The 23,623-nt window shown below is 37.9% G+C and carries 17 protein-coding genes and 1 pseudogene; 9 read left to right on the top strand and 9 right to left on the bottom strand.

The window, feature by feature from the left end:
- Positions 1-10: 10 nt before the first annotated feature.
- Positions 11-439, top strand: coding sequence for a flagellar export protein FliJ (gene fliJ / locus B3209_RS02930; RefSeq protein ID WP_296665100.1), 429 nt, complete (start codon positions 11-13; stop codon positions 437-439).
- On the opposite strand, the gene B3209_RS02925 is transcribed toward fliJ, so the two are convergent.
- The 3 genes from B3209_RS02925 to B3209_RS02915 all read right to left on the bottom strand — a co-directional run bounded on the left by B3209_RS02925 (position 436) and on the right by B3209_RS02915 (position 5,246).
- The gene (locus B3209_RS02925) at positions 436-2,088 is read right to left on the bottom strand and encodes a nucleoside kinase (protein WP_296689767.1); all 1,653 of its coding nucleotides are present in this window, start codon (positions 2,086-2,088) and stop codon (positions 436-438) included. The genes fliJ and B3209_RS02925 overlap by 4 nt on opposite strands.
- A 114-nt stretch (positions 2,089-2,202) precedes the next feature.
- Complete coding sequence (locus tag B3209_RS02920; RefSeq protein ID WP_296665097.1) at positions 2,203-2,616, bottom strand: ParB N-terminal domain-containing protein; 414 nt, start codon at positions 2,614-2,616, stop codon at positions 2,203-2,205.
- A 29-nt stretch (positions 2,617-2,645) separates the two neighbouring features.
- Positions 2,646-5,246: a penicillin-binding protein 1A gene (locus B3209_RS02915; RefSeq protein ID WP_296689764.1), complete on the bottom strand. Its 2,601-nt coding sequence runs from the start codon at positions 5,244-5,246 to the stop codon at positions 2,646-2,648.
- Between the two features lie 94 nt (positions 5,247-5,340).
- Here B3209_RS02915 and ribD point away from each other — a divergent pair, with 94 nt between their 5' ends.
- Genes ribD through ribE form a run of 4 tightly spaced genes read left to right on the top strand, consistent with a single transcriptional unit; the run spans position 5,341 to position 8,833 of the window.
- Entirely contained in the window at positions 5,341-6,492 is a 1,152-nt protein-coding gene (gene ribD / locus B3209_RS02910; protein WP_296665093.1) for a bifunctional diaminohydroxyphosphoribosylaminopyrimidine deaminase/5-amino-6-(5-phosphoribosylamino)uracil reductase RibD, read from the top strand.
- 23 nt (positions 6,493-6,515) lie between these two features.
- Positions 6,516-7,127, top strand: a complete 612-nt coding sequence (locus B3209_RS02905) for a riboflavin synthase (protein WP_296665090.1) — start codon at positions 6,516-6,518, stop codon at positions 7,125-7,127.
- On the top strand, positions 7,117-8,331 hold the full coding sequence (ribA, locus tag B3209_RS02900) for a GTP cyclohydrolase II (RefSeq protein ID WP_296665089.1): 1,215 nt from the start codon (positions 7,117-7,119) through the stop codon (positions 8,329-8,331). The genes B3209_RS02905 and ribA overlap by 11 nt, the downstream gene beginning before the upstream one ends.
- 31 nt (positions 8,332-8,362) lie before the next feature.
- Positions 8,363-8,833, top strand: a complete 471-nt coding sequence (gene ribE, locus B3209_RS02895) for a 6,7-dimethyl-8-ribityllumazine synthase (RefSeq protein WP_296665087.1) — start codon at positions 8,363-8,365, stop codon at positions 8,831-8,833.
- 139 nt (positions 8,834-8,972) lie between these two features.
- Here the strand turns inward: ribE and hisS are convergent, their stop codons facing one another.
- Positions 8,973-10,274 carry a histidine--tRNA ligase gene (hisS, locus tag B3209_RS02890; RefSeq protein WP_296665085.1) on the bottom strand — a complete coding sequence of 434 codons (1,302 nt, stop codon included), beginning with the start codon at positions 10,272-10,274 and terminating at the stop codon, positions 8,973-8,975.
- Between the two features lie 150 nt (positions 10,275-10,424).
- On the opposite strand from hisS, the gene B3209_RS02885 reads away from it, so the two are divergent.
- Positions 10,425-11,231 (top strand): type III pantothenate kinase, encoded by an 807-nt coding sequence (locus tag B3209_RS02885; RefSeq protein ID WP_295799746.1) that lies wholly within the window; start codon positions 10,425-10,427, stop codon positions 11,229-11,231.
- Between the two features lie 11 nt (positions 11,232-11,242).
- Here the strand turns inward: B3209_RS02885 and B3209_RS02880 are convergent, their stop codons facing one another.
- A complete protein-coding gene (locus B3209_RS02880; protein ID WP_296665082.1) occupies positions 11,243-12,400 on the bottom strand; it encodes an N-acetylneuraminate synthase family protein in 1,158 nt (385 codons plus the stop codon).
- Positions 12,401-12,912: 512 nt separating this feature from the next.
- On the opposite strand from B3209_RS02880, the gene ileS reads away from it, so the two are divergent.
- The 3 genes from ileS to B3209_RS02865 all read left to right on the top strand — a co-directional run bounded on the left by ileS (position 12,913) and on the right by B3209_RS02865 (position 17,667).
- Entirely contained in the window at positions 12,913-16,095 is a 3,183-nt protein-coding gene (gene ileS / locus B3209_RS02875) for an isoleucine--tRNA ligase (protein ID WP_296665109.1), read from the top strand.
- A gap of 31 nt (positions 16,096-16,126) precedes the next feature.
- Complete coding sequence (locus tag B3209_RS02870; RefSeq protein WP_296665080.1) at positions 16,127-17,065, top strand: hypothetical protein; 939 nt, start codon at positions 16,127-16,129, stop codon at positions 17,063-17,065.
- Between the two features lie 134 nt (positions 17,066-17,199).
- Positions 17,200-17,667 (top strand): tetratricopeptide repeat protein, encoded by a 468-nt coding sequence (locus B3209_RS02865; RefSeq protein WP_296665078.1) that lies wholly within the window; start codon positions 17,200-17,202, stop codon positions 17,665-17,667.
- Here B3209_RS02865 and B3209_RS02860 read toward each other — a convergent pair whose 3' ends face one another.
- From B3209_RS02860 to B3209_RS02845, 4 genes and pseudogenes are all read right to left on the bottom strand, one after another.
- Positions 17,668-19,014, bottom strand: coding sequence for a hypothetical protein (locus B3209_RS02860; protein ID WP_296665076.1), 1,347 nt, complete (start codon positions 19,012-19,014; stop codon positions 17,668-17,670). It abuts the gene before it with no gap.
- Positions 19,015-19,019: 5 nt separating this feature from the next.
- Positions 19,020-20,507 carry a 6-hydroxymethylpterin diphosphokinase MptE-like protein gene (locus B3209_RS02855; RefSeq protein ID WP_296689761.1) on the bottom strand — a complete coding sequence of 496 codons (1,488 nt, stop codon included), beginning with the start codon at positions 20,505-20,507 and terminating at the stop codon, positions 19,020-19,022.
- Entirely contained in the window at positions 20,504-22,009 is a 1,506-nt protein-coding gene (locus B3209_RS02850) for a 6-hydroxymethylpterin diphosphokinase MptE-like protein (protein WP_296665072.1), read from the bottom strand. Before B3209_RS02850 ends, B3209_RS02855 begins: the two co-directional genes overlap by 4 nt.
- An 89-nt stretch (positions 22,010-22,098) precedes the next feature.
- Positions 22,099-23,623 (bottom strand): annotated as a pseudogene (locus tag B3209_RS02845) (hypothetical protein); the annotation flags it as partial.

Below are 23,623 nucleotides of genomic sequence, written 5' to 3'. Positions count from 1 at the left end.
TTTTATCTTTATGAAAAAATTTTCTTTTTCAATGCAGAAAATTCTTGACCTCAGAATATTCGAGCAGCGCCAGGCAGAAATAGAACTTGGCAAGGCAAATGCGGAAGTCGCAAGAATTCAGGGCGAGCTTGATTCCATTGCAAAAAGAAAAGTTTCCACAATAAAAAATTTTGATACAAATACAGATTTTCTTATTCAGGCTGAAATCCAGTCTTTTTTTTTCATGCTTGAGCAGAAGAAAGAAAAGTTTTTGGAAGAACTTGCCACGGCGCAGATTGCCGCAGATGAAAAGCGCGAAGTTGTCCGCAATGCAATGCAAAAGGTCAAAGTTCTTGAAAAGCTAAAGGAAAATAAATTCCGCCAATGGAAAAAAGACAGTTTAAAAGCTGAAGAACTGGCAGCCGACGATATTGTGACTGCCAGAAAAAAATGGATTTAGTATTTAAATGCGCTTCCGCCTATAAATTCCCTGATTATAGACTGCGTTGGAACTGAAGTTGCAGGAATTGTAGAAAAGCAGTTTAAAAATTGAAGAAGCCTGTTTGCCTCTGCGTATTCTTTTTGAAGCGGACTTACACATCTTAAAAGCGGTTCTGCATAGACTTTTAAAACCGGAAGCTCATAGTCCAAAGCAGTGTTCAGCATTGCATCGGCATTGTTCTGAAACGGGAATATGTGAAGCTGTTCGCCTTTTTGCACGCTTTCCCACATTGCGATTGTGTCTGCCGCGCTTTTTCCTCTGTAGCGGGAATCTCTTACAATTCTTCTTATAAGCCTGTTGTCGCTTGTTGAAATTCTATTGTGGTCGTCAAGGTTCAGCTGGGTTAATGCGGAAATGTAGATTTTAAACTTTTTATCTGCTGGAACTAAAGGTGTAAGCTTGTCATTAAGTCCGTGAATTCCTTCCATTATTAAAATATCGCTTTCTTCTAAAGTCATTGTGTCGCCTTTAAAATAGCTTACTCCGGCATGGAAGTCATAAGACGGCAGCTTGATTTGTTTTCCTGCAAACAGGTCAACAAGGTTTTGATTTAAAAGCTCGATGTTCAAGGCTTCTAGGCACTCGTAGTCGTAGTTTCCGTTTTCGTCTTTTGGAGTTTGCGTGCGGCCAAGATAATAACTATCAAGGCTTATTACTTTTGGTTTGTATCCAATTGCTTCAAGCTGCAATGCAAGTTTTTTGCTGGTTGTTGTTTTTCCAGAGGAAGACGGACCTGCTATAAGGACGATTCTTGCTGATTTCTTCTTGAGAATTTCATCTGCTATATTGGAAATTCTTTTTGTCTGAAGTGTTTCTGTTATGTCTATAAATTCAGATTCTTTTCGGTCGTGAATCAGCTGGTTCAAGCTTGCCGCCGATGTTACATTCAGTCTTTTTCCCCAAAGCTTGTATGACTTGTAAATTTCAAAAAGCTTAGGCTGATCAACAAATTCCGTGAGCTTTTCAGGCTGGCCTTTTTTGGGGAATCGCAAAAGAAATCCGTCGCTATATGGAAGCAGGTCAAAAACATTTAAAATGCCTGTTGTTCCAACTAGCGGTCCAAAATACAAATCTGAAAAACCTTCAAGCCTGTTAATCTGGACTCGGGAAGGGCATCTGTAGTTCAGTTGCTTTCGGGTTTCTGTAAGTCCGAGTTCTTCAAAAAGCGAGCAGGCTTCTGAATATGAAATGAAATCTGTTTCAATTATTTTGTCATCTTTTATGATTTGCTCCATTTCATTTTTTAGCTTCAAAATGTTTTCTCTTGTAAGAGGTTCTCCAAGTTCGAGCGTGTAATAGTAGCCGTAGCCCAAACTGTGTCCGACTAGAAGCCTTTTTCCCGGGAAAATTTTGTGCGCCGCCGATGCTAGAACAAAGCAAAGAGATCTTCTGTAGATTGCGCTTCCGTCCTTTGAATCTGAAAAAACTGGCTCTATGTTTGAAGTTATGCTTACCGGGCTGTCCAAAGAGCAGATTTCATTGTTTACTTTTACTGCGACAATTCTTTTATTTTTTGCATTGAATTTCTCAAGGAAAAGAATCGGGCGGACTTCATTTTCTGCCTCTATAAATGAATTGTCTGGAAACGTGATTTTAATTTTTTTCATGTTGTGTGCCTCCGAAAATGATTTGCTGAATTTTTAAACATGATATTTTTTATCATTTAATTATAAGGCACAAAATGATGAAATGCAAAGAGAAATTGTTGTAAGATTTTAAAATTATTTTTTTCCAAAAAGTGATTTTATAAACTCTGCGATTTTTATAAAGATATTGGCGATGAATTTTAGAAAACGCATAATCAGCGGAGGATTTTTTAGTTTTTCAAGGCGCTTGTATCCTTCCATGAGTTCTTCATCTGTAAATTCCTTGCGCTGATTGTTTTCTTCAAGCTCCATTTCAAGCTGGCGGATATTGTCAACATTCGCGTCAAGGACATTTGCGTTGATTCTTTCCCAGCCTAAAGATTTTGCAGCTTCAAGCCTGCGCTCTCCTGCCACAAGCTCATAGTTGGAATTCAGCGTGATTGGATTCATAAGACCATAACGGTGCATGCTTTCTTTTAATGCGGTTAAATCTCCCAAATCACGGCGAACTCGTTTTTTTACTTTTATGTCTTCAATTTTTACAAGCATTTAATTAAAAAATAGGCAATCTTTGTTTTTTAGTCAAGAAGCCAGTTTGAAAAATCATCGGAATTTCTCTGCGGCTGCAAGAGTTCATATTCGGATTCTTCCTGCCTTATTTCAGAAGAAAGTTTTCCGCTCTTAAGGAAACTCAAGTCAACCATAAGCGGACTGTCGTCAATTCCTTCGTCAAAATAGTATCCTGCTCTGATTCTTGCTTTTTGAAGTCTTGCGGCTCCTAAATTTCTGCCAGAATCATCAGTGTGTTTTTTGCAAGGCTCGGTCGGCTCTGTTCCTGGATAATAATATGCGGTAATTCTGTTGCTTCCGCATTCAGGAGTTAAGATTCCGCCGCTTCTTGTGCAAACTTCAAGTTGAACTAGGTCTTTTGGCTTTTCATCATAGAACGGCTTGTACGGCTTTCCTTGGTTTGCTGCATTCATGTAGTCGCCCCAGGCAACACCTGCTAAAGTTGAGCCTGTAATCGAAAGTCCAAGAGATTGTCCAGGCTTATCGAATCCAAACCAGAAAACAGAAGTGTAATATGGCGTGAATCCAGCTGCCCAGGCGTCTGCCCAGTTCTGAGTTGTTCCGGTTTTTCCTGCTACAGGCATTTGGAATGTTTTTCCGTTTGAATTTACAAAGTTGAATTTGTTTCCGCGTCCTTTTCTTTTTCCTGTAACCCAATATGTTGAATCCCAGTCAGAGCCGTATCTTAAAGTTCCGCTTGCCACAGTATTCTTCATAATTTCCTGCATTATAAATGCTGTTTCTTCTGTAAGAATCTGCTTTGCTCCGTTTCTGGATTTTTGTGCGTCTGCCTGTTCTTTTCCAGGATTGAAAATTATGTTTCCGTTTTTGTCTTCAACTGAAAGAATTGCAATCGGCTTTACTTCTTTTCCGTGGTTTGCAATTGTGGCATAAGCTTTTGCAACTTCAATAGGACGCACAGAGCAAACTCCAAGTCCAAACGGATAAACCGGCTCAAAGTGCCTTGCTTCAAATTCGTTTGACGGAATTCCTAAAAGGGCGGAAGTTCTTTTTATTGCTGAGTCGAATCCGATTGTGTCTAAAACTTTTATTGATGGCACGTTCATGGAGTGGGCTAGAGCATACCAGAATTCAACATCGCCTTCCCACTGGCCTTTAAAGTCCTGTGGAATATAAGGAGTTCCATCTTCTTTGTGGAAAACCTGCGGCGTGTCGCTTATAATTGTTGTCATTGTGAATTTCTGGCTTTCAATTGCTTCAGAATAGTAAAGCGGCTTGAATGTTGAGCCAGGCTGAAGCTTTGCCTGTACCGCGCGGATAAACTGGTTTGCCTTGTCATATTTTGAGCCGCCAACAAGCGCGTCTATGTAGCCAGTTGAATTTTCAATGGCAATCATTGTGCCTTCGATTGTTGTTTTTTCTGCTTTCTGCTGAATCAAGGAATTTCCTTTGTTGACAATTTCAGTCTTTAAAGATTCAATTCCGCAGACCATGGACATTACGTCGATTATAGGATTTATTTCATCGCGGTACTGATTCATTGCTGTTGCCTGGTTTCTTTGCTGGCCAAGCTTTAAGTCCGGCAAGTCGAATACAAGGCTTAAAAGTTCTGTGAGCGGAATATATTTGCTGAATGTTGCGCGTTCATGGGAATTCATTGTGCGCTGGTAAATTCTGTTTGCCGCATGGATATAATCCTGCATTACTTCTTCTGCGGCTTTTTGATGTGAAAGATTCAATGTTGTGTTTACGGTGAATCCGCTTGTGTAAATGTCTTCTGTGCCGTAAATCATTCCGCTTAAATTTCTTCTTACATACTCGCTGAACCAAGGAGCTTCGTCATTTTGCATTGCGTGCGCGGAAGCGTTTGTTCTTGTGTAGTCAAAATTTGCCCAGTATGCGTCAAAACTGTCGTCCGCCTGCTGCTGGGAAATGTAGCCTGAATTTACCATCGCTTCAAGAACATCTTTTTGCCTTGCCATTGCTCTGTTTGGATGTTCAAATGGATTGTAAAAAGAAGGATTTGAAAGCTGGATTACGAGGATTGCAGATTCCGCCGGAGTTATTTCTGTGGCGTCGTGTCCAAAGTAATATTTGCTTGCCGCATTGACTCCGTAAGTTCCTCCGCCAAAATAAATTTTATTCAGATAAAGTTCTAAGATTTCATCCTTTGAGTATCTGCGCTCCATTTGGATTGCCCACCAAAGTTCCTTGAGCTTTCGCTTGACTGAATATTCCTGACGGTCGCAATACAAAGTTCCTGCGATTTGCTGAGTAAGTGTTGAGCCGCCCCCAAGCGAGCTTCTTGTAAGAACGCCGACAACTGCCCTGAACAAAGCTTTTACGCTGAATCCGTGGTGGCTGTAAAAAATGCGGTCTTCTCTTGTAAGAAGCGCATCAATCATGTGCTGCGGAAGATTTTTCAGTGCGATTATTTCACGTCGCTCGTCGCTTGCAAATTCAGTTATAAGCTCTCCGTTTATGTCCAAAAGTCTTGTAGGAAGTGAAGTTTCAAAGTCCGTGAAATTTTCAGTGTTTATTGTATTCCGTGTAGCTGCAAGTCCCGCTCCAAGAAGAGAGCCGAAAACAAGTGCAAAAAAAAGCAATGCTCCGCTAAGAATGAGTGGCATAGTCCCGCATTTTTTCATAACAACATATAATAGATAAAAATTTTTCTATTGTCAAACGAGCATAATAGCTTTATATTGACAATGTTTTTAGTTTGATATAAAACTTTCTTGTATGGCTGATTTTGAAGAAGAGAAAAACACTGTTTTTGTTCCTCAGAAGATTTTTATGCAGCGTGCAATTGAACTTGCAAAAAAAGGCGGCGGAAAAGTTCATCCGAATCCTCTTGTTGGTGCTGTAATTGAAAAAGACGGAAAAATCATTGCGGAAGGTTTTCATCACGAATATGGAAATCTTCATGCGGAGCGGGACGCTTTAAAGAATGCGGTGGAAAAAAATGCAGAAGTCCGCGCAGCGAATCTTTACGTTACATTGGAGCCTTGCTGCCACACAGGAAAACAGCCTCCATGCACTCAGGCAATCATAGAAGCCGGCATAAAAAATGTCGTGATTGGAAGCCGCGATCCAAATTCTCTTGTAAACGGGAAAGGCGTTATTCAGCTTGAAAATGCGGGTGTAAAAGTTTTCCGGGATTTTATGAAAGCTGAATGCGATTCCCTAAATGAAATTTTCTTCCATTATATAACTACTAAACGTCCTTTTGTGATTGTAAAATATGCACAAAGCGCAGACGGAAAAACTTCTCTTTCTTCAGGTGAAAGCAAATGGATTACAAATGAAAGTTCCCGAGAATATGTTCATTATTTGCGCGGAACAACTGCGGCTGTTATGTGCGGAATTCAAACTGTTCTAAAAGATGATCCGCTTTTAACTTGCAGAATTCAAGGCGAAGGATTGAAGCAGCCTATTCGTATTGTTCTTGATACTGAATTGAAAATTCCGCTTGAAAGCAATCTTTTAAAGACTGCAAATGAAATTCCGCTTATAATTTTTACTTGCTTGGATTCTGAAAAAAAATCCACTCTTGAAGAAAAAGGCGCAAAGGTAATTCATGTTGAAAAAAAAGATTCGCATATTGATATTTTGCAAGTGCTAAAAAAACTCGGCGAACTTTCAATTGACAGCATTCTTGTTGAGTCCGGCGGCTCTATTAATTCAAGTTTGTTTTTTTATGGCAAAGAAAAAAAATGCCTTGTAAACAAAGTGCTTTGCTTTGTCGCTCCTAAAATTTTGGGTGGAATAAACGGAGATGTGCATTCGCCGGTACAGGGAACAGAGTGCTCAAGCCTTTTGTCTTGTGTGAATCTTTCGCTGAAAAATATAAAAACTTTTTCTGGCGATTTGCTTTTGGAATATAATTTTTAAGAGCCGTGTTTGGAGGAATAATTTTGTTCACGGGAATTATAGAAAGCCTTGGTACTGTAAAAAATATTGTGAGAGCCGGCCATTCTTTTTCGATAGAGATTCAGTCTGATTTTAATGAAAGACTTGTGCTTGGCGAAAGCATTGCCGTGAATGGAGTTTGCCTTACTGTCGCTGAATTTTCTGGCTCTGTTTTTAAAGCCGATGTTACGCCTGAAACTTTTAGCCGCACTTCATTAAAAATCCTTCGCCCCGGAAGCTTTGTGAATCTTGAACGTGCAATGAAAGCTTGTGGAAGATTCGGCGGACACATTGTTTCTGGCCATATCGATGGAACCGGAAGAATTCTTGCTTTTTCAAAAGATGAAAATGCCGTGAATATTCAGTTTTCAATGGAAAAAAAACTTGGCGAGTTTATGATTGAAAAAGGTTCTGTTGCAATTGATGGAATCAGCTTGACTATTGCTTCTGTAAAATGGAGCGGCTCTACTTGTGTTATTTTTGCAGCGGTGATTCCGCATACTTGGAGCAATACCGTTTTAAGCAAAAAAAAGACAGGCGATTTGGTAAACATTGAATGCGACATAGTTGGAAAATATATAAGGCATTTTACTTTGGAGGAAAAAAATGAAGGCTGAAAAACTTGCGCTTATAGAAAAAGCTTTGCAGGATTTGCGCAGCGGAAAACTTATAATGGTTACCGATGACGAATCCCGCGAGAATGAAGGCGATTTGATTTGCGCCGCAAGATTCGCTACAGGCGAAAATATAAATTTCATGGCGCGGAATGCGTGCGGACTTATCTGTATGCCAGTAAGCTCTGAAATTGCAAAAAAATTTAATTTTTATCCGATGACATTTCAGAATCAGGACAACCACGAAACAGCCTTTACAGTTTCCGTAGACCATGTTTCAACGACAACAGGAATAAGCGCATTTGAAAGAAGTGCTACAGCTGTTGCGCTTGTAAATCCAGAGACGAAGCCAGAAGACTTCCGCCGACCGGGACATATGTTTCCTTTGGTTGCAAAAGACAAGGGAATTTTTGAACGTCAGGGACATACAGAAGCGACTGTTGATTTGTGCCGCCTTGCAGGACTTGAGCTAGCAGGACTTTGCTGCGAGATTATGAGCGAGGATGGACACATGGCGCGCCGTCCGGAACTTGAAGAAAAAGCAAAAGAATGGAATTTAACTCTTATAACAATTGCTGATTTGATTGAATACAGAAAGTCAACTGAAAAATTTATTGAGCGTGTTGCAGAAGCAAATCTTCCCACAAAGTACGGCGACTTTAAACTTTACGGATTTTTAGACACAATCACAGGCGAGCATCACGAAGCTTTGGCCATGGGAAATGTTTCCGATGGAAAAAGCGTTTTGTGCCGTGTTCACAGCGAATGTCTTACAGGCGACACTTTTGGTTCAAGAAAATGCGATTGCGGCGAGCAGTTTGATCTTGCGATGAAGAAAATTTCTCAGGAAGGAAGGGGAGTTCTTGTTTATCTTTCTCAGGAAGGAAGAGGAATTGGAATCCTTAATAAGATAAAGGCTTACAGTCTTCAGGACAAGGGAATGGACACTGTGGACGCTAACCTTGCGCTTGGTCTTCCAGAAGATGCCCGGGATTATTCGTGCGGAATTCAAATTCTTAAAAACCTCGGAGTTTCAAAGCTTCGCCTTATGACAAACAATCCGCAGAAAATTGACGCCATGAATTGCAAGGAAAACGGAATTGAAATTGAAGAGCGCATTCCGCTTGAAATTCCAGTTCAAAAATATGATGAATTTTATTTGAAAACAAAGGCAAAACGGATGGGGCATTTGCTTTCTAACGTTTAGCGTTTTCTAAAAAATGTTTTGGAGGAAAAAAATGAAAGTTATTGAAGGAAAAGTTGTTGCCGGAAACACAGTCAAAATCAAAGTTGGAATTGTCGCCGCAAGGTTCAATGAGTTTATTGTTTCAAAACTTGTCGCAGGCGCAAAAGACGGACTTGTCCGCCACGATGTTGAAGATGACGACATAACTCTTTGCTGGGTTCCTGGCGCTTTTGAGATTCCTGTTGCTGCAAAAAAAATGGCAGAAAGCAAGAAATATGATGCTGTTATTTGTCTTGGAGCTGTAATACGCGGAGCTACAAGCCATTATGATTATGTTTGCGCTGAAGTTTCAAAAGGAATTGCTCAAGTTAGCTTGCAGACTGGAATTCCTGTTATGTTTGGTGTTCTTACAACTGACACAATTGATCAGGCGATTGAACGTGCAGGAACAAAAGCCGGAAACAAAGGCTATGACTGCGCCCTTGGAGCAATTGAAATGGTAAACTTGCTCAAGCAGATGTAAAATAAAATGTCATTCCCGTGCTTGACCCGAAGATTTGCTGAAAATTTACACTAGATTATCGGGGCAAGCCCGATAATGACATTAAAATTTAGCCTTTGATTTGTCATTCCCGTGCTGCGACACGGGAATCTATTGAAACTTAACTTTTAATCTTTTTTGCGGCCTCTTCAATTGAAATGGCTTCAAAGATTTCCCTTGTCTTTAGGTTTTTGAGCGTTATTGTATTCGCATTTTCGTTGTTCCTTGAAAACATAATTCCCCAGGGAATTTGTTTTTTGTCTGTTACAGAATACTGCTTGTTGATTTTTACAGTGTCTGGGAATACTTCCACGGAAATTCCTTCTTTGCGAAGTTTTGCCGCTACTTCTTGATACTGAACATTCAGACTTTCATCAGTGTTAAATATTTCCACATCAAGGTAGCTTCCTTTTGCATTTGTAAGCCCAAGTTCAGAAAGACCTGCAATCAGCCTGTCCAAACCAATGCTTGAGCCTACGCCCGGCAGTTTTTCTTTCATATAAAGACCTGCGAGGTTGTCATATCTTCCGCCTGAGCAAACAGAACCTATTGACGGCAGTTTTTCAAGGAAAGTTTCGTAAACAATGCCTGTATAGTAGTCAAGTCCGCGTGTGATTGCAGGATCAAGCATATAAGTGTCTTCAATTCCCGCTGCTTTCATCATGCTGAAAATTGTTTTCATGCGCTTTGAGTCTTCATCTTCTCCGCCGGCAAGCCCTTCTATGTGTGACAGTGTCTCTTCAAACGAAGAAAGAGGCTTTATGTAGTCAATAATTTTTGCGCTTGAATCTGCGCTTCCTGTAATTTCTTCAAGTTCTGCAGAAACTTTTTCTTCGCCTACTTTAGCAATTTTGTCTACAGCTCTTAATATATCTTCAGACTTTTCTGAAAGACCAAGTTTCTTTAAAAAGCGGTTGAAAATGCCTCTGTGGTTCACGTGAATCTTTATTTCGTCAACGCCAATTGCAGAGAGAGCTGCTTTCATAAGGCTTAGTGTTTCAAAGTCCGATACCGCGCTGTCGCTTCCTACCGTATCAAAGTCGCACTGGACAAATTCTCTGTATCTTCCTGCCTGGGGTTTTTCTCCACGCCATACTTTTGAAATATGGTATCTTTTAAATGGAAAGTAAAGCTCTTCTTTGTGCTGAGCCGTGAACCTTGCGAAAGGAACTGTCAAGTCAAATCTCATTGCGACATCTCTTCCGCCGTTGTCTTCAAAGCGGAACATCTGTTTTTCTGTTTCGCCGTTGCTTTTTCTAAGCAAAATTTCTGTATATTCAAGAACTGGAGTATCTATAGGAACGAATCCATAAGAGCGGAATGTCTTTGTGAGTTTTTCAATTAAATCAGAACGTAAAATTTCATCTTGAGGAAGAAAATCTCTGAATCCTTTTAAGATTTTTGGTTGAATAAATGTTTCCATAATGAAATATACTATAATATAAATGTATTTTGCTCAATCAGTGTAAATCTTTGTTAATCGTTAGCTTTGTTCATGTTTTTGTTTCGCTTGAAAAAAAAGAGCAAATGCAATATTTTGAATTAAACGAATGTAACTTGCTGGAGGCTGAAATTGCTTTTTGCCGTGGATATTGGAAACACAAATATTGTCGCAGCTATCTTTGATGGCGATAAAATTGCTGTTCAGTGGCGCATTGCAACTGATTCAAGGCGCACAGGAGATGAATACACTTCTATTTTGCTTACACTTTGCAGAGAAGCGGGAATCCAGACAAAGTTTCTTGATAAAAGCATTATAAGTTCTGTTGTTCCTGCCTTGATTGGACCATTTGTTATTGTATGCCAGCATTTATGCGGAAAAAGTCCGTTTATTTTATCTTCTGATCTTGCCTATAGCGGTCGCCTTCCTGTTAGATTAGATTCGTCTTCACCTCATACAAACATTGGAACAGATTTGCTTTGCAATGCGGTAAGCGCATGGAATTTATTTGAAGGTAAAGGTCCTGTTATTGCAGTTGATTTTGGAACTGCTTTGACTTTAACTGTTGCTGATTCAAGTGGAATAATCCGCGGAGTTACTATTTCTCCTGGCTTAGGAACTGCTATAAAGGCTTTGGCGACTAATGCAGCCCAGCTTCCGTTTGTTTCTTTGGAAGCTCCGTCTTCAAGTCTTGGAATGAATACAGAAACTGCAATCCAAGCAGGCGTTGTCCTTGGGTACAAAGGTCTTGTTGAGTATCTTGTTCGTCAAGTTAAGGCTGACCTTGAAAAACTTACTGGAGACAAGGCTGAAACTGTAAAAGTTGTTGCAACAGGCGGACTCAACAAAGTTTTAAAGCCAATTACGGATGTGTTTACTGTTGTTGACAAAGACTTGACAATCCGCGGACTGAAGATTATTTCTGATTTGGTGTTGTAGAAGTTGTTTTTTTATCTTTGAATAAAATCTTCCCATTTAACTCCATCTCCTGAGCATACGTCTTTTTCCAATATGGAGTTTTCTATTATGGAAAAGTATTCAGGGCTTATTCCTGGAGAAAGAATTTTCTCTGTTCGCAACACGGAAATATCGTCTGGCTTTATTCTGCTTCCTTTTTTTAGTGAGCGCATATAGTGAAGGGAGCGGTTTGTTCTTCCGTAGTTTTCTTCTTCTGCAGCGGCAAGTTTTTTTATTCCCGTTCCCAACGCCGCTGAAATTTTTTCACTTGGAAATTCATATTCAAGCTGTTTAAGAATTTCTTTTTCAGCTGCATTTTCTAAATTTTCTTTTACGGCTTTTCCTTCTTTTTTGTAACGTTCTTGTATTGAAATTGCCTGCCTGACAGAATGAACCATTACAGCAAATTGTTCAGGTTCAAGAGCCACTTGGTCATCTAGCCCGCTGTCTTTTTTGCTTAGAGTAATGTGCTTTTCAATTACACTTCCTCCCATAAGAACTGTAAGAACAGGAACTAAAACTGGATCAAAGCTATGGTCGCTTATTCCTGTTGGAATTCCAAAAATTTGGCGCAGTGTTTTTACGCATTTTACGTTGTATTGTTCTTCTGGCGCAGGATAAAAAGTTATGCAATGAAGCAATGTTAAGTCTGGAAAGCATTTTTCATTTGCACAAGATTCTTTTTTATTTTGTATCGCTTGAATTGCTTTTTCTATATCGCCTAGTTTTGAAACTCCGCTTGAAATAATAATTGGAATTTTCTGATAGTATTCTGCGCATTTTCGTAAAAGCGGAAAATGATTCAGTTCTGGACTTGCAATTTTTATTGCATCAGGATTAATTTTTGCAAGCTCATCAAAAGATTTTATTCCGAAAGGTGAGCAGGCGAATAAAAGACCTTTTTTGTGAGAATATTCAAGGCATTTTTTGTAGAAATCGCAAGAGCATTCAAGTTGCTTAAACGTGTCATAAAGCCGGGTTTTTCCTCCAGGCAAATTTACAAATCCTGTATCCGGGTGCAAAATCTCATCGGCATAAACCCATTGGAATTTTACGCAGTCTGCGCCTGCAAATGCGGCCGCGTCAATAAGTTCATGAGCTTTTTCTAAAGAACCGGCGTGAGCAGTTCCGATTTCAGCGATTATCTTCATGTTTTTGATTATAATTGTTCAGCATTTGAAATTCAACAGAATGAAAAAAGCTTATTTTAAAACAAAAAAAAGGGATGTCTAAAAAGTATCTTTTTTGTTATTTTAGGGCTTGACCCGAAAATCTAAATGCATATATTGCAATCATTTAGAACTTATTAGACATCCCCGGCAGTGGAGCTGTTGTCTGGACAGCTTAAAAAGGATTTTCCTCCGTTTAGATTTCCACTATAAAAAGTTTACAATTGGAATTTCAATTTCGACATATAGAAATTAACATGAATTAAAAATATATTTGTGTTTTTGGTTAAAGTTATCAGCGTAAAAAACTATTTTTGAATTTTTCTTGTTTATAGATTATTTTGATTCAATTTGATATAATGAAAGTAGTTTTAGAATTCGTCTGATTTTTGAAACTTTTTCATATTTTCTTTTTAGTTCTGTTGTGTTTTGCATTCAGACTAAAGAATTTTGTGCTAAAATTTATTTTTAATTTTATAAAAGGACGGAATGCGATGTACAATCCTGTAGATTCAAAAGCTGATTTTCCGAAGCAGGAAGAAAAAATCTTAAAATTCTGGGAAGAAAACGAAACTTTTAAAAAGTCTGTTTCACAAAGAGAAGGCGCAGAGGAATATGTTTTTTATGACGGACCTCCTTTTGCTACTGGACTTCCTCATTTTGGTCATTTTATTCCGTCTACAATAAAAGATATAATTCCGCGCTATCAGACAATGAAGGGAAAGAAAGTTGAGCGCAGATTCGGCTGGGACTGCCATGGTCTTCCTGTTGAAAATTTGATAGAAAAAGAGCTTGGAATTAACTCTAAGCACGAGATTGAAGCTTACGGTGTTGCAAATTTCAATGACAAATGCCGCGCTTCAGTTTTAAAGTACACTTCAGAATGGCGCAAGACAATCACTCGAATGGGACGCTGGGTTGATTTTGACAACGACTACAAGACAATGAATCCTGACTTTATGGAATCAATCTGGTGGGTTGCAAAATCTCTTTGGGATAAAGGCATGATTTATGAGGGAAAGTACATTCTTCCTTATTGCCCAAGATGCGCGACAGTTCTTTCTACGCATGAGCTTGCCCAAGGCTACAAAGAAAAACAGGATCCTGCTATTACAATTCGTTTTAAAGTAACAAAAGCTCCAGCTGCATTTAAAGATCCTGAAATGGAGAACGGAAGCACTTATTTCCTTGCCTGGACAACAACTCCTTGGACGCTTCCTTCTAATGAAGGTCTTTGCATGGGACCGGACATTGAGTATGTAAAAATAAAAGACAAGGAAAGCGGAGATTTTTATATTTTGGCAGAAAGCCGCCTTTCAGCTTATTACAAGAACGAAACTGATTATGAAGTTGTTTATAAGAAAAGCGGAAAAGATTTTATTGGCGCAAAGTACGAGCCTCTCTTTCCTTATTTTAAGGACTTGGCTGTAAAGGAAGATGGAAGCGATGGCGCTTTTAGAATGTTCAATGCTGACTATGTTTCAACAGAAGATGGAACGGGAATTGTTCATATTGCTCCTGCATTTGGAGAAGAGGACTCTAAGGTTTTCAAGGGAACAGGAATTCCTTCTGTTGAGCCGATGGACGCTGAATGTAAATTTACAAAAGAAGTTACAGATTATGCAGGACGCTTTGTAAAAGACTGCGACAAAGACATAATGGACCGCTTGAAGAAAGAAGGCAAGCTTGTAAAGCGTGATCAGATTCTTCACCAGTATCCGCATTGCTGGAGATGCGGTTCTCCTTTGATTTACAGAGGAATCGGCTCTTGGTTTGTAAAGGTTGCTGATGAGCATGAACGTCTTTTAAAGGCAAATTCACAGATAAAATGGCAGCCATCTCATATAAAAGAAGGCCGTTTTGGAAAATGGCTTGCTGGAGCTAGAGACTGGGCAATCAGCCGAAACCGCTACTGGGGAAATCCTATTCCAATTTGGAAATGTCCTGACTGCAACGACACTTTGTGTGTAGGCTCAAGAAAAGAACTGGAAGAGCTTAGCGGAGTTTATCCTGAAGATTTACACAAACAGTTTGTTGATAAAATAACTATTCCTTGCAAAAAATGCGGCGGAACAATGAAGCGCATTCCAGAAGTTTTTGACTGCTGGTTTGAGTCTGGCTCAATGCCTTATGCACAGCAGCATTATCCTTTTGAAAACAAGGAATATTTTGAAAGCCATTTCCCGGCTGATTTTATAAGTGAAGGACTTGATCAGACACGCGGATGGTTTTATACACTTACTGTTCTTGCTTCAAACCTTTTTGACAAGCCTGCGTTTAAAAACTGCATTGTAAACGGAATCGTTCTTGCAAGCGACGGACGAAAAATGTCCAAGAGTTTGCGTAACTATACAGATCCTAACGAAGCTATTAATAAGCTGAGCGCAGATGCAATCCGTCTTTTCCTTATGCATTCGGCAGTTGTAAAAGCTGATGAAATTCGCTATTCGGATGAAGGCGTGCGTGATGTAATAAAAAGCATAATTCTTCCGCTTTGGAATTCTTATTCATTCTTTGTTCAATATGCGAACATTGACGGAGTTACTTGCACTGGACATGAGTTTGATTCTAAGCTTCCTGAAAATCCTCTTGACCGTTGGATTCTTTCCGTTGCGCAGAAAATGGTAAAGGACGTTTCTTCTGCTTTGGATGATTATGACCTTAGCGCGGCAATTGATCCTATGCTTTCTTTTATTGACCAGATTAACAACTGGTATATCCGCAGAAACAGAAGGCGTTTCTGGAAGTCTGGAAGCGATGCGGACAAACTTGAAGCTTACGGAGCTCTTTATTCTGCTTTGAAAACATTTGCGCTTGTTGCCGCTCCTTTTATTCCGTTCCTATCTGAAGAACTGTGGCAGAACTTAAAAACTTCTGAAGACAAGGAATCTGTTCATTTAATGGATTATCCTGTTTATAATGAAAAATTCCGCGATGAAGATCTTGAGTTCAAAATGGCTAGTGTTCAAAAAGCTGTTTCAATGGGAAGAAGCCTTCGCAATCAGTTTAACTTGAAGAACCGCCAGCCGCTTGCAAGTGTGGCTCTTGTTACACGCAACTCTGAAGAGAAAAAAGTTCTTTCAGATATGCAGAACACAATCGCCGAAGAATTGAATGTTAAAAATGTAATTTTCCATGAGCGCGAAGATGAACTTGTTGAATACAAGGCAAAGGCGAATTTCAGGGTCCTTGGAAAACAACTGGGCGGAAAAATGAAGGCTGCCGCTTCTGAAATTGCAAAGCTTTCAACAGAGCAGATTGAACAGATTCTTGACGGAAAAACTGTTGCAATAAAAGTTGATGGCGAAGACGTTTCTTTGAATCAGGAAAATGTTCTTGTTGAGCGTTTTGAAAAAGAGGATTTAAAAGTTATAAATGATGGAACTTTGACTGTTGGACTTGATACAAAAATTACTGATGAGCTAAAGAAAGAAGGATACGTGCGTGATTTGGTTCGTGGAATTCAGAATCTTAGAAAAGAAAGCGGTTTTGAAGTTACAGACCGAATTGAACTTTCTGTTGGCGGCTCTGAAGTTTTAAAATCCGCATTTGAAATGTTCAAGGATTTTATATCAGGGGAAACTCTTGCGTCTTCTGCCGTTTGGAATGAAAATATTTCTGGAACTGAAATTGACTGCGAAGATGCAAAATGGACTGTTTCTGTAAAGAAAATTTAAATTCTTTCTTGTTGAAATTCTGGAGGCTGATTTGAAAAAGAAACTTGTTCCTGTTTTTATTGCTGTGTTGATTTTCTTTGGATGCAAATCTTCTAAAGTGGAGATTGAAGTTCAAAATGTTGATCCGCTTTCTTTACTTGAAGAAAATTCAAGCATTTATATGAGTGTTCCTGCAAGCAAAAACCAGGAGCTTGTTTCAAAAATTCTTTGCTCCAGAATTTCGGGGCTTGCTGAGAAAGATGCAAAAGCTATTGCTTCAAGAACAGAAATTTTGTATGCAGGTCTTGGAACTATAGAAGACCGCTCTCGTCTTCAAATTGTATCAGAAACTTCTATTCCCCGCATTGTGGTTCAGTCGTCGCTTTCAAAGAAAAATGGCTGGGAAAAATCTTTTGTCTCTTACAATGAAAAAGTTTTTGAAAAGTTTACTCATGCATCGGATGGATTTCAGGCTTCATTTCCTTCTTCAAATTTAGTATGCGCAGCACAAAATGTTGATTTTCTTCTAAAAAAATTTGCGGAAAATAATCCAGCTCCAGAAACCGCTTGGAAAAATTGGATTGCACAAGATTTGTCTCAAGGTGAAATTCTTTTTTACATAACTAAACCCGGCCAGTATTTGAGAAGTCTCATAGGGCAGAGCATAAATGTTGGAACAGACGCTATCTTTGGTTCTCTTTGCTATTTTTCTGATAAAAAAGATTCCGCCAAATATTCTGGAAAATATGAGCTTTCTTTCAGCATTCATTTATTGGATAAAAGAAGTGTAGTTGCGTTGCGCTCTTTGCTGGGACTTTCTTTTGCAATGACGGGCGGCGCGGTTGAACAGACTGATGATTTTACTTTGAAAATTTCTGGAATTGAGATTTCAGAAAATAAAATTGAAGAATTATTTTTGCGTGATCCGATTACCGGAAAACATTATAAAGTTGTAGATGACAAAGTTATTGAAGAATCTGTAAAAAAATGAAAATCCAGACTTTTCTTTTTTTTCTGTTGCCATTTGCTTTTTGTAGATGTGCAACTTCCATTCCTTGTGAAAAAAAAGTTGTAGAAAGAAATCTTTTTGAAGAATATTTTTCAATAGCGGAAAATTATAAAAGCTTGGAAAATTACAGCAAAGCTATTGAATATTATAAAAAAACTTTGACATCAGATTCTTTGCATGACTATGCTTTTTATGAAATTGCGCTTTGCAATGTTTATTTAAAAAACTGGGATGAAGCACAGAATTCTTTTGAACAGCTTTTGCAGAATGATTTAGAAAATACAACCTTAAAAACTTCATTGGCCTATATAGAAGCTATGCGCGGCAATTTAGAAGAAGCTGAAAATTTATATTCTTCTATTTATGAAAATAATCTAGACAATTCTTCAGTTCTAAAAAATCTTATTGCTGTTCTTGTCTCTGAAAAAAAATATGAAGAGGCGAATGAAAAATTTAAAATATTTGAAGAAAAATTTCCAGATGAAGAGTCGATTCCTGCAATAAAGAAAAAACTAGAAGAATTTTTGCCAGCGCAAAATGCTAATGCGCAGAAATCGAATATTGAGGAAGAAAAGTCGGAATAATTATTCTTCCTGCTTATCCTCTGCGATTTTGTTTTCTTTTTGTCCTAAAGAAGTTGTTTCTTCTTGAAATGATTCTGATGCTAGAAAATCTTTGTACCGTTCAGGGTTCACTCTAAATGCAATTATTGGTGAGTCTGCATCGGCTCTGTTTAAGGCTTCTTCGCTTTCGTTTGCAAGACGTGTTGCAGAAATTAGGCGCAATGTCCGTGATGAAATTCCTATTCCTACAAAATGCTGCTCATTGTATTTTGAAAGAACGGAAGTTATTTCTGTATGCAAGTCGCCTGCAATTACAAGAGATTTATCTGTATTTTGATTTTGGAAAATTGCGCTTGCTCCGTCTTCTTTATAATTGAAAACAAGATCGTTGAATTTAACTTTCTCAAGAATTGTTTTGCTGATTTCTTTTCCGCAGGCGGAATTCCAGTCAATGTCCTTAATTTTTATTGTGAATAATGACAGGTCCTGGTCGCTTGAAGCAGATCTTATAAGCTCGCTGTCAAGGCGCGTGAGCATATATTGTTCCCAGCCAAACCCTGTGCTAGGGCAGAAAAGTCCTGATGGCTCTTCTTCCGTGGAATCTTCATTTTTATCTTCTGAAAGTGAAAGTTCTGTCTGATTGTTTGTTTCTTTTTCTGGTTCAGAATTTAAAAATGCCAAAACATCTTCTTCTTGCTCTTGAGGCTCTTCTTCCTGTTCTATGCTATTTTCTGATGTTTCCTCGTTTTCTTCATTTATATTCTCTTCATCATTTTGTTCTTCTTTTTCTTCTGAAAAATCATCGTAGGATTCTATTTCAGGGTATTCAGTCTGTTCCAGTTCATCATTTTCTGATTCTTTTGGGAAAGTCCCATTTTTTATGAAGAAGGCAAGATATGCCGCTGTTGCTATTGTTGCAATTATTACAACTATAAAAGCGATTCGGCCTTTGTAAAAAATTGAAACAGGCTTGAGCAAATATACAGAAGATGTGAGCGAAAGCGGAATTCCATTTTCTGTGAAAACTGTTGTTGAATAAATTTTTACAAGTGAAGAATTTATTTTTTCAAATTCTGACATTTTTCCAGGATAAGAAAAAATCAGTTCTTCGCCATATTTGATTTGAAGACCTGCTATGTCTGAAATATTTCCGAGCGAAGCTAGAAATTCATCATAAAACTTTTTGCTTTGCGGTGCATAGTTTTTGCTGATTCTGCTTAAATCCCTTGTAATTGAATTGAATCTGTTCTGGGAATTAAAAGCTCCTTGTTTATATTCTGCAGCAAGTGAAATAATAAAAACTAGCAATGACAAAATGTATACAGCACAGATTGTTGTTATAAAAATCGAATTTCTTTTTGCTCTCATAATCTTCAATTATATCGTAGAGCCTGATTGTATGCAAGTTTTAAACTGCCAAAAAGTGTGTTGTTTTTAAAAAAAGCAAGAGTCGGCAAAATTGAAAGCCCCCAGTTGCTTTGTAAAATTATTTCCGGATCCGGATTTTTTAAGAGTTCTTTTATTCCATGTGTAAACTGGATGTAAAATTCTGAATAATTGAAATTGTTTTTTGTGCTGAAATTTTCTGTTTTTATTTTTTTATCTGAAATATAAATTCCATTTTTCAGCTTGAAGAAGTTTTTTTCCGCCCATTCATCAAGTGATTTTTTGTATCGATTTAAAACTTCTGTTGTGAATGAATTTTCTTTACCTGGAATTTTTTCTAGTTCAGTCCTGAACATTAAGGCGGCGTATTTTTCTTCTGCGGAAATTATTCTATTTGATTTTGAGAAAAATTGCTTTTCAAGATACGTTCCTTTTGCATATGGCTTTCCAAAACTGTATGCAAAATCAGCTCCAAAGAATTTTATTTTTTGAAATCCGCAGCTTTTTGCCCAGTCTGCTGCTGCAATTGTTACCGTTCCTGCTCCCGATTCAATTTTTTTTATATCCATGTTTTTTGCGGCAAGAAGAGAAAGTGGATGCTGATTTGTGCAAAATTGAACTTTGTTTTTTTTGTTATAAACAAGATTTACAGATTCAGGATTTGAACATAAGTCAAAAATGAATGTTGTTTTTGTTTCGTTGTTTGCGCAGAAAAAATGCTCGGAAGAAATGTGCTGCGCGTCAATGTTTATAACAGCATCTGGAATTATTGAGTTTTGAAGAAGTGTGCCAAAAGCGGTGTCAGTTGAAATTACAAAAAAGTCCCCATGCTTTATTTCTTCTATTGAAAAATCCAGAGTTGGACCTGCGGCCACTATTGCTGCTGTTTTTTTTATTTTGTCTTGCTCAATATTTACTGAAAAAAAATTTTCATTGTTATGCTCTGAAATAAATTTTAGGTTTAACAAAATATTTCTTTGCCATAATTTTCCAAAATGCGCCTGAACAGAATAGTCCGCTGAAACTTTTTCAAGAAAGTTTTTTACAGTAGAAGAAATTTCTTGTGCTATTTGAGGATTTTCATTTTTCCATGCTCTGTTAAAAACTAGCGTTAGGTTTTTGTAAAGCACAGGAAAGTATTTTGTGTAAAGAATTTCTTCAAGGTTTGATTTGTCGCATAGTATTGCTTTTTTGCATTCTTCTATTTTTTTTGTGGATGAAAACTGTTTGCAAAATTCAAGACTTTCTGAATCTGCTTCAACTGCAATTATGAGAGAAATATTTTTTTCACTAAGAAGTTTTTCTATATGAAATCCACCAGCAATTCCTGCAACAATAATGCAACCTTTTGGCAAAGCTTCAAATAAAATTTGCTCTGCATCAGGATTGTACTTTGAATTTGCAGGTTTACCATTTTTAAATAATGGAATTCTGCTTCCGTTTTTTGCTTCGGCTATTTCTTTTGAATAAATCATATTGCGACATTTCTTCCTAGAGCTTTCATTATATCACAAAAAAACATTTTCATTCCTTCTTGAATTCTTTTTTCAATTTTTTCTTTTTCGCACAAGTCTTTGCATCTTTCCAAAGATATGGCTTCGGCGGGAAGTGCGTTTTTTATCCATTCTGGATTTGAAATGTTTTTTATTACAGTGTCGCGCAAAAAATTTATTCTTTGTTCTTTGCTAAAAATATTTTGTGTTTCAATTATCTGAGGCTTTGTTTTGTTTTTAAAATCAAAAGTTTGTTTTTCAAAAAGAATCCAGTCAACATCTTTTATTTTTCCAAGTTTCGAATCATAGTTAAAATTATCGCTTAGCCTAAAAATCCGTCCGAAAAAATCATTTGAAGAAAACCATGTTTTGTAAATATTAATTGAAGCTGTGTTTGTTTCTGAAGAAAAATTTCGAGTTTCGCTTGTGCGTATTCTGTTGTCAAAAACTGAATTCCGCTTTTCAAGTTCATTTGGCTGTGTGTGCGAAAATCCTTTTGAAAATGAAAGATCAAGTCCGCAGTAGAAAATTTTTCCGCTTGTGATTGACAGTGCCAAATAAGATGCAGTTCCGCTTACGCTGCCATTTCTAAATGCCGAATGCCCGCTGTAGCCTGAAGCTTTTAAAATTTCTTCTGAACAGCCGTCTCCATAGAAAAGTGGAATTATGTTAGTTCTTTCCAGTATTGATGCAAAGCATGAGGCTTCTCCTGGCAATGCGAGCGGAATTTTTTTTGAATTGCATAATTGCACAAGATGAAGTTTTGCCCAGTATCCGCCGTCAGTTGAAATGCACAAATCCGGTGTGATTCCATTGAAAATGAGCGAAGAAAGAGATGAGGAAACTGCTATTAAAAAAAATCTTTCCCGGTATTTTTTTAAAAACGGAATATCTGATTTTAAACTTGGTCCGCTTGCGCACACAACAATGTCTGATGTTCCATTTTTTATCAGCGCAGTATTTTTACAGAACATTGAAAATCTAAGCGCATTTTTTGCCCATCTTTTGCTGAAAAAAGTTCTTGTCGCAAGCACACTTCTGCTTTTTAAAACAGCTTTTTTTATTTCCTCCCATGAAAATTCGTAAAGCTCTTTAAATGGATTTTCACTTGGTTTCCATGAAAGAAAAAGACATGATGAAATTCCTTCGTCTCCCATAAAGTTGAAAATTTCTTCTTCAAGAAGTGGATTTGTTTTTTGTGATTTTCCGTAGGCGTAAAAAATTTTATCCCAGTTTGAATTTGTACTTTCAAATTCTTTTGAAAATCTTATGCAGCATAATATTGCATTGCTGAATTTTTTTTTAAGAAATGGAACGCAGTATGAAAGGGCAGGCTCTGTTACGAGCACATAACGCGGATAAAAAGAACACTCTGCTGTGTTGCAAAAACGTTCGGCTTCTTTTGATGGATTGTAGGAAGAGTGCAGGCGGAATCCATTTTCAGTGCAAGTTGTTTCGCCGTTTGTTGCTGTTGAAAATTCCATCAATTTTTTTCTCCGAGTTTTATAAAAACAAAGCCACATTTCCAAATGGAAACATGGCTCTTTTCAATCATATTCTTGAATCCTTCTTATTATGAAAGTCCAAGTTCTGCAAAAAGCTTTTTGTATGTTTCAAACTGCTCTGACTGCGCAAATTCAGCAATCTTGTCTTCCGGGAGATTTTCCAAGAGCTGATCCATGTATGCAAGCACAGATTTTATTTCAGCTTTCATATCAGCTGGAATTTCATTTGAGCGGTCTTTGATTTCTACTGGTGCTTCAGATGAGCTTTCTTTAGAATCCTGACTTTCTGTTTCGGGTTCTGGAGCGGCTTCCCAATTTGAGAATACGTTTTCTACTGGATGCTCGCTGATTCCTGTTTCAAGATTTTCATCTTCCGCTTCATTTTCTTCTTCACGAAGTTCTTCTGGTACTTCACTTGTAAGGTATTCAATGTTGTCTTCTGTGAGCGGCTCGTTTTCTATTTCTGTATTTTGAATATTCAGCGATTCCAAAGTAGGTGAAGGAATATCTTCGTCTGTTATAGTTGCTTTTTCTTCTTCCTGCTGAAGCGGTTCTTCTGTCTCTGATTTTGAATTTTCTTCCTGAATGTCTATTTCAGGTTCTGCGATTTCTTCTGGCTCTGAAATTTCAGGTTCTTTAAAATCTTCTGTTGCGGCAGGAACTGTTATTTCTTCTTCCTGCTGAGGTTCTGAATTCTCTGTTACATCTGATTCAACAGGCTCTTCAATTTCTTCAGCTGGTTCATTTTCTTCTTCTGTTGCAGTGTCGATTGTTTCTGCGTCATGCGAAGTGAATTCTGCTGAATTAAGAATATTGCTAAGCTCGTCGCCGCTCAACGCAATTGTATCATCTTCATCTGTGTCATTGAAGAAACCTGTGTCTTCTTTTTCTGCTACGACAGGTTCTTCTGGTTCTGGCATTTCTTCTGCAGGCTGTTCTTCCGCTGGAATTTCTGTTTCTTCTATATTTTGAATTTCAGCCGCTTTTTCAGAAGCAACTCCGTTTTTCTTGAGTTCTTCAAATTCATCTTTTAATCCGTTTATTTCAGATTTTAAAGAAGCAAGCTCTTCCGCAATTTTATTTAAGATTGCAGAATTGTCAATTTTTTCTTCATTCTGAAAATCTTCTGTCTGCATATTTTCCTCCAGTGGCTGCTCATTTTCATTTTGCTGAATTTCTGAAACTTCATGGGAAGTTTCTTCTATTGTACTTGTATTTGAATTGTCTTTGCAAGTGAAGACGCTGTATGTCTGTTTTTCTTCTTCGTTTTCAAGATTTTCTGTTGAAACTTCATCTGAAAGGGAAGCGGCTTCTTCTTCGAATGTGTCAGGAACTTCCGGTTCAGCTGGAACTTCAGAAATATTTTCCAAGTCCTCTGGCGTTACCGTTACACCTGTCATGTCATAGTCAGGAGCTTCATCCAAATAAGAACTTACATCCAAATCATCTTTTTCTGCTTCTTGCTGCGGAATTTCTTCATCTGAATCTGCAATTTCTGGAGCTTCAAAAATATCTGGCTCTGGAAAATCTTCAACTGAAGTTTCATCTGCAATTTCCGGCTCTTCCGCGACTTCAGGTTCTTCTACAGTTTCA

Source organism: Treponema sp. UBA6852 (assembly GCA_002449305.1).
GTDB lineage: Bacteria > Spirochaetota > Spirochaetia > Treponematales > Treponemataceae > Treponema_D.
Note: the sequence above shows the minus strand (reverse complement) of the source record. Positions and strands in the feature narration are given on the sequence as shown.

Excerpts from the sequence above, each read along its gene's own strand:
- fliJ (WP_296665100.1), top strand. The coding sequence starts at position 11 with ATGAAAAAATTTTCTTTTTCAATGCAGAAAATTCTTGACCTCAGAATA.
- B3209_RS02925 (WP_296689767.1), bottom strand. The coding sequence starts at position 2,088 with ATGAAAAAAATTAAAATCACGTTTCCAGACAATTCATTTATAGAGGCA.
- B3209_RS02920 (WP_296665097.1), bottom strand. The coding sequence starts at position 2,616 with ATGCTTGTAAAAATTGAAGACATAAAAGTAAAAAAACGAGTTCGCCGT.
- B3209_RS02915 (WP_296689764.1), bottom strand. The coding sequence starts at position 5,246 with ATGAAAAAATGCGGGACTATGCCACTCATTCTTAGCGGAGCATTGCTT.
- ribD (WP_296665093.1), top strand. The coding sequence starts at position 5,341 with ATGGCTGATTTTGAAGAAGAGAAAAACACTGTTTTTGTTCCTCAGAAG.
- ribA (WP_296665089.1), top strand. The coding sequence starts at position 7,117 with ATGAAGGCTGAAAAACTTGCGCTTATAGAAAAAGCTTTGCAGGATTTG.
- ribE (WP_296665087.1), top strand. The coding sequence starts at position 8,363 with ATGAAAGTTATTGAAGGAAAAGTTGTTGCCGGAAACACAGTCAAAATC.
- hisS (WP_296665085.1), bottom strand. The coding sequence starts at position 10,274 with ATGGAAACATTTATTCAACCAAAAATCTTAAAAGGATTCAGAGATTTT.
- B3209_RS02880 (WP_296665082.1), bottom strand. The coding sequence starts at position 12,400 with ATGAAGATAATCGCTGAAATCGGAACTGCTCACGCCGGTTCTTTAGAA.
- ileS (WP_296665109.1), top strand. The coding sequence starts at position 12,913 with ATGTACAATCCTGTAGATTCAAAAGCTGATTTTCCGAAGCAGGAAGAA.
- B3209_RS02860 (WP_296665076.1), bottom strand. The coding sequence starts at position 19,014 with ATGAGAGCAAAAAGAAATTCGATTTTTATAACAACAATCTGTGCTGTA.
- B3209_RS02855 (WP_296689761.1), bottom strand. The coding sequence starts at position 20,507 with ATGATTTATTCAAAAGAAATAGCCGAAGCAAAAAACGGAAGCAGAATT.
- B3209_RS02850 (WP_296665072.1), bottom strand. The coding sequence starts at position 22,009 with ATGGAATTTTCAACAGCAACAAACGGCGAAACAACTTGCACTGAAAAT.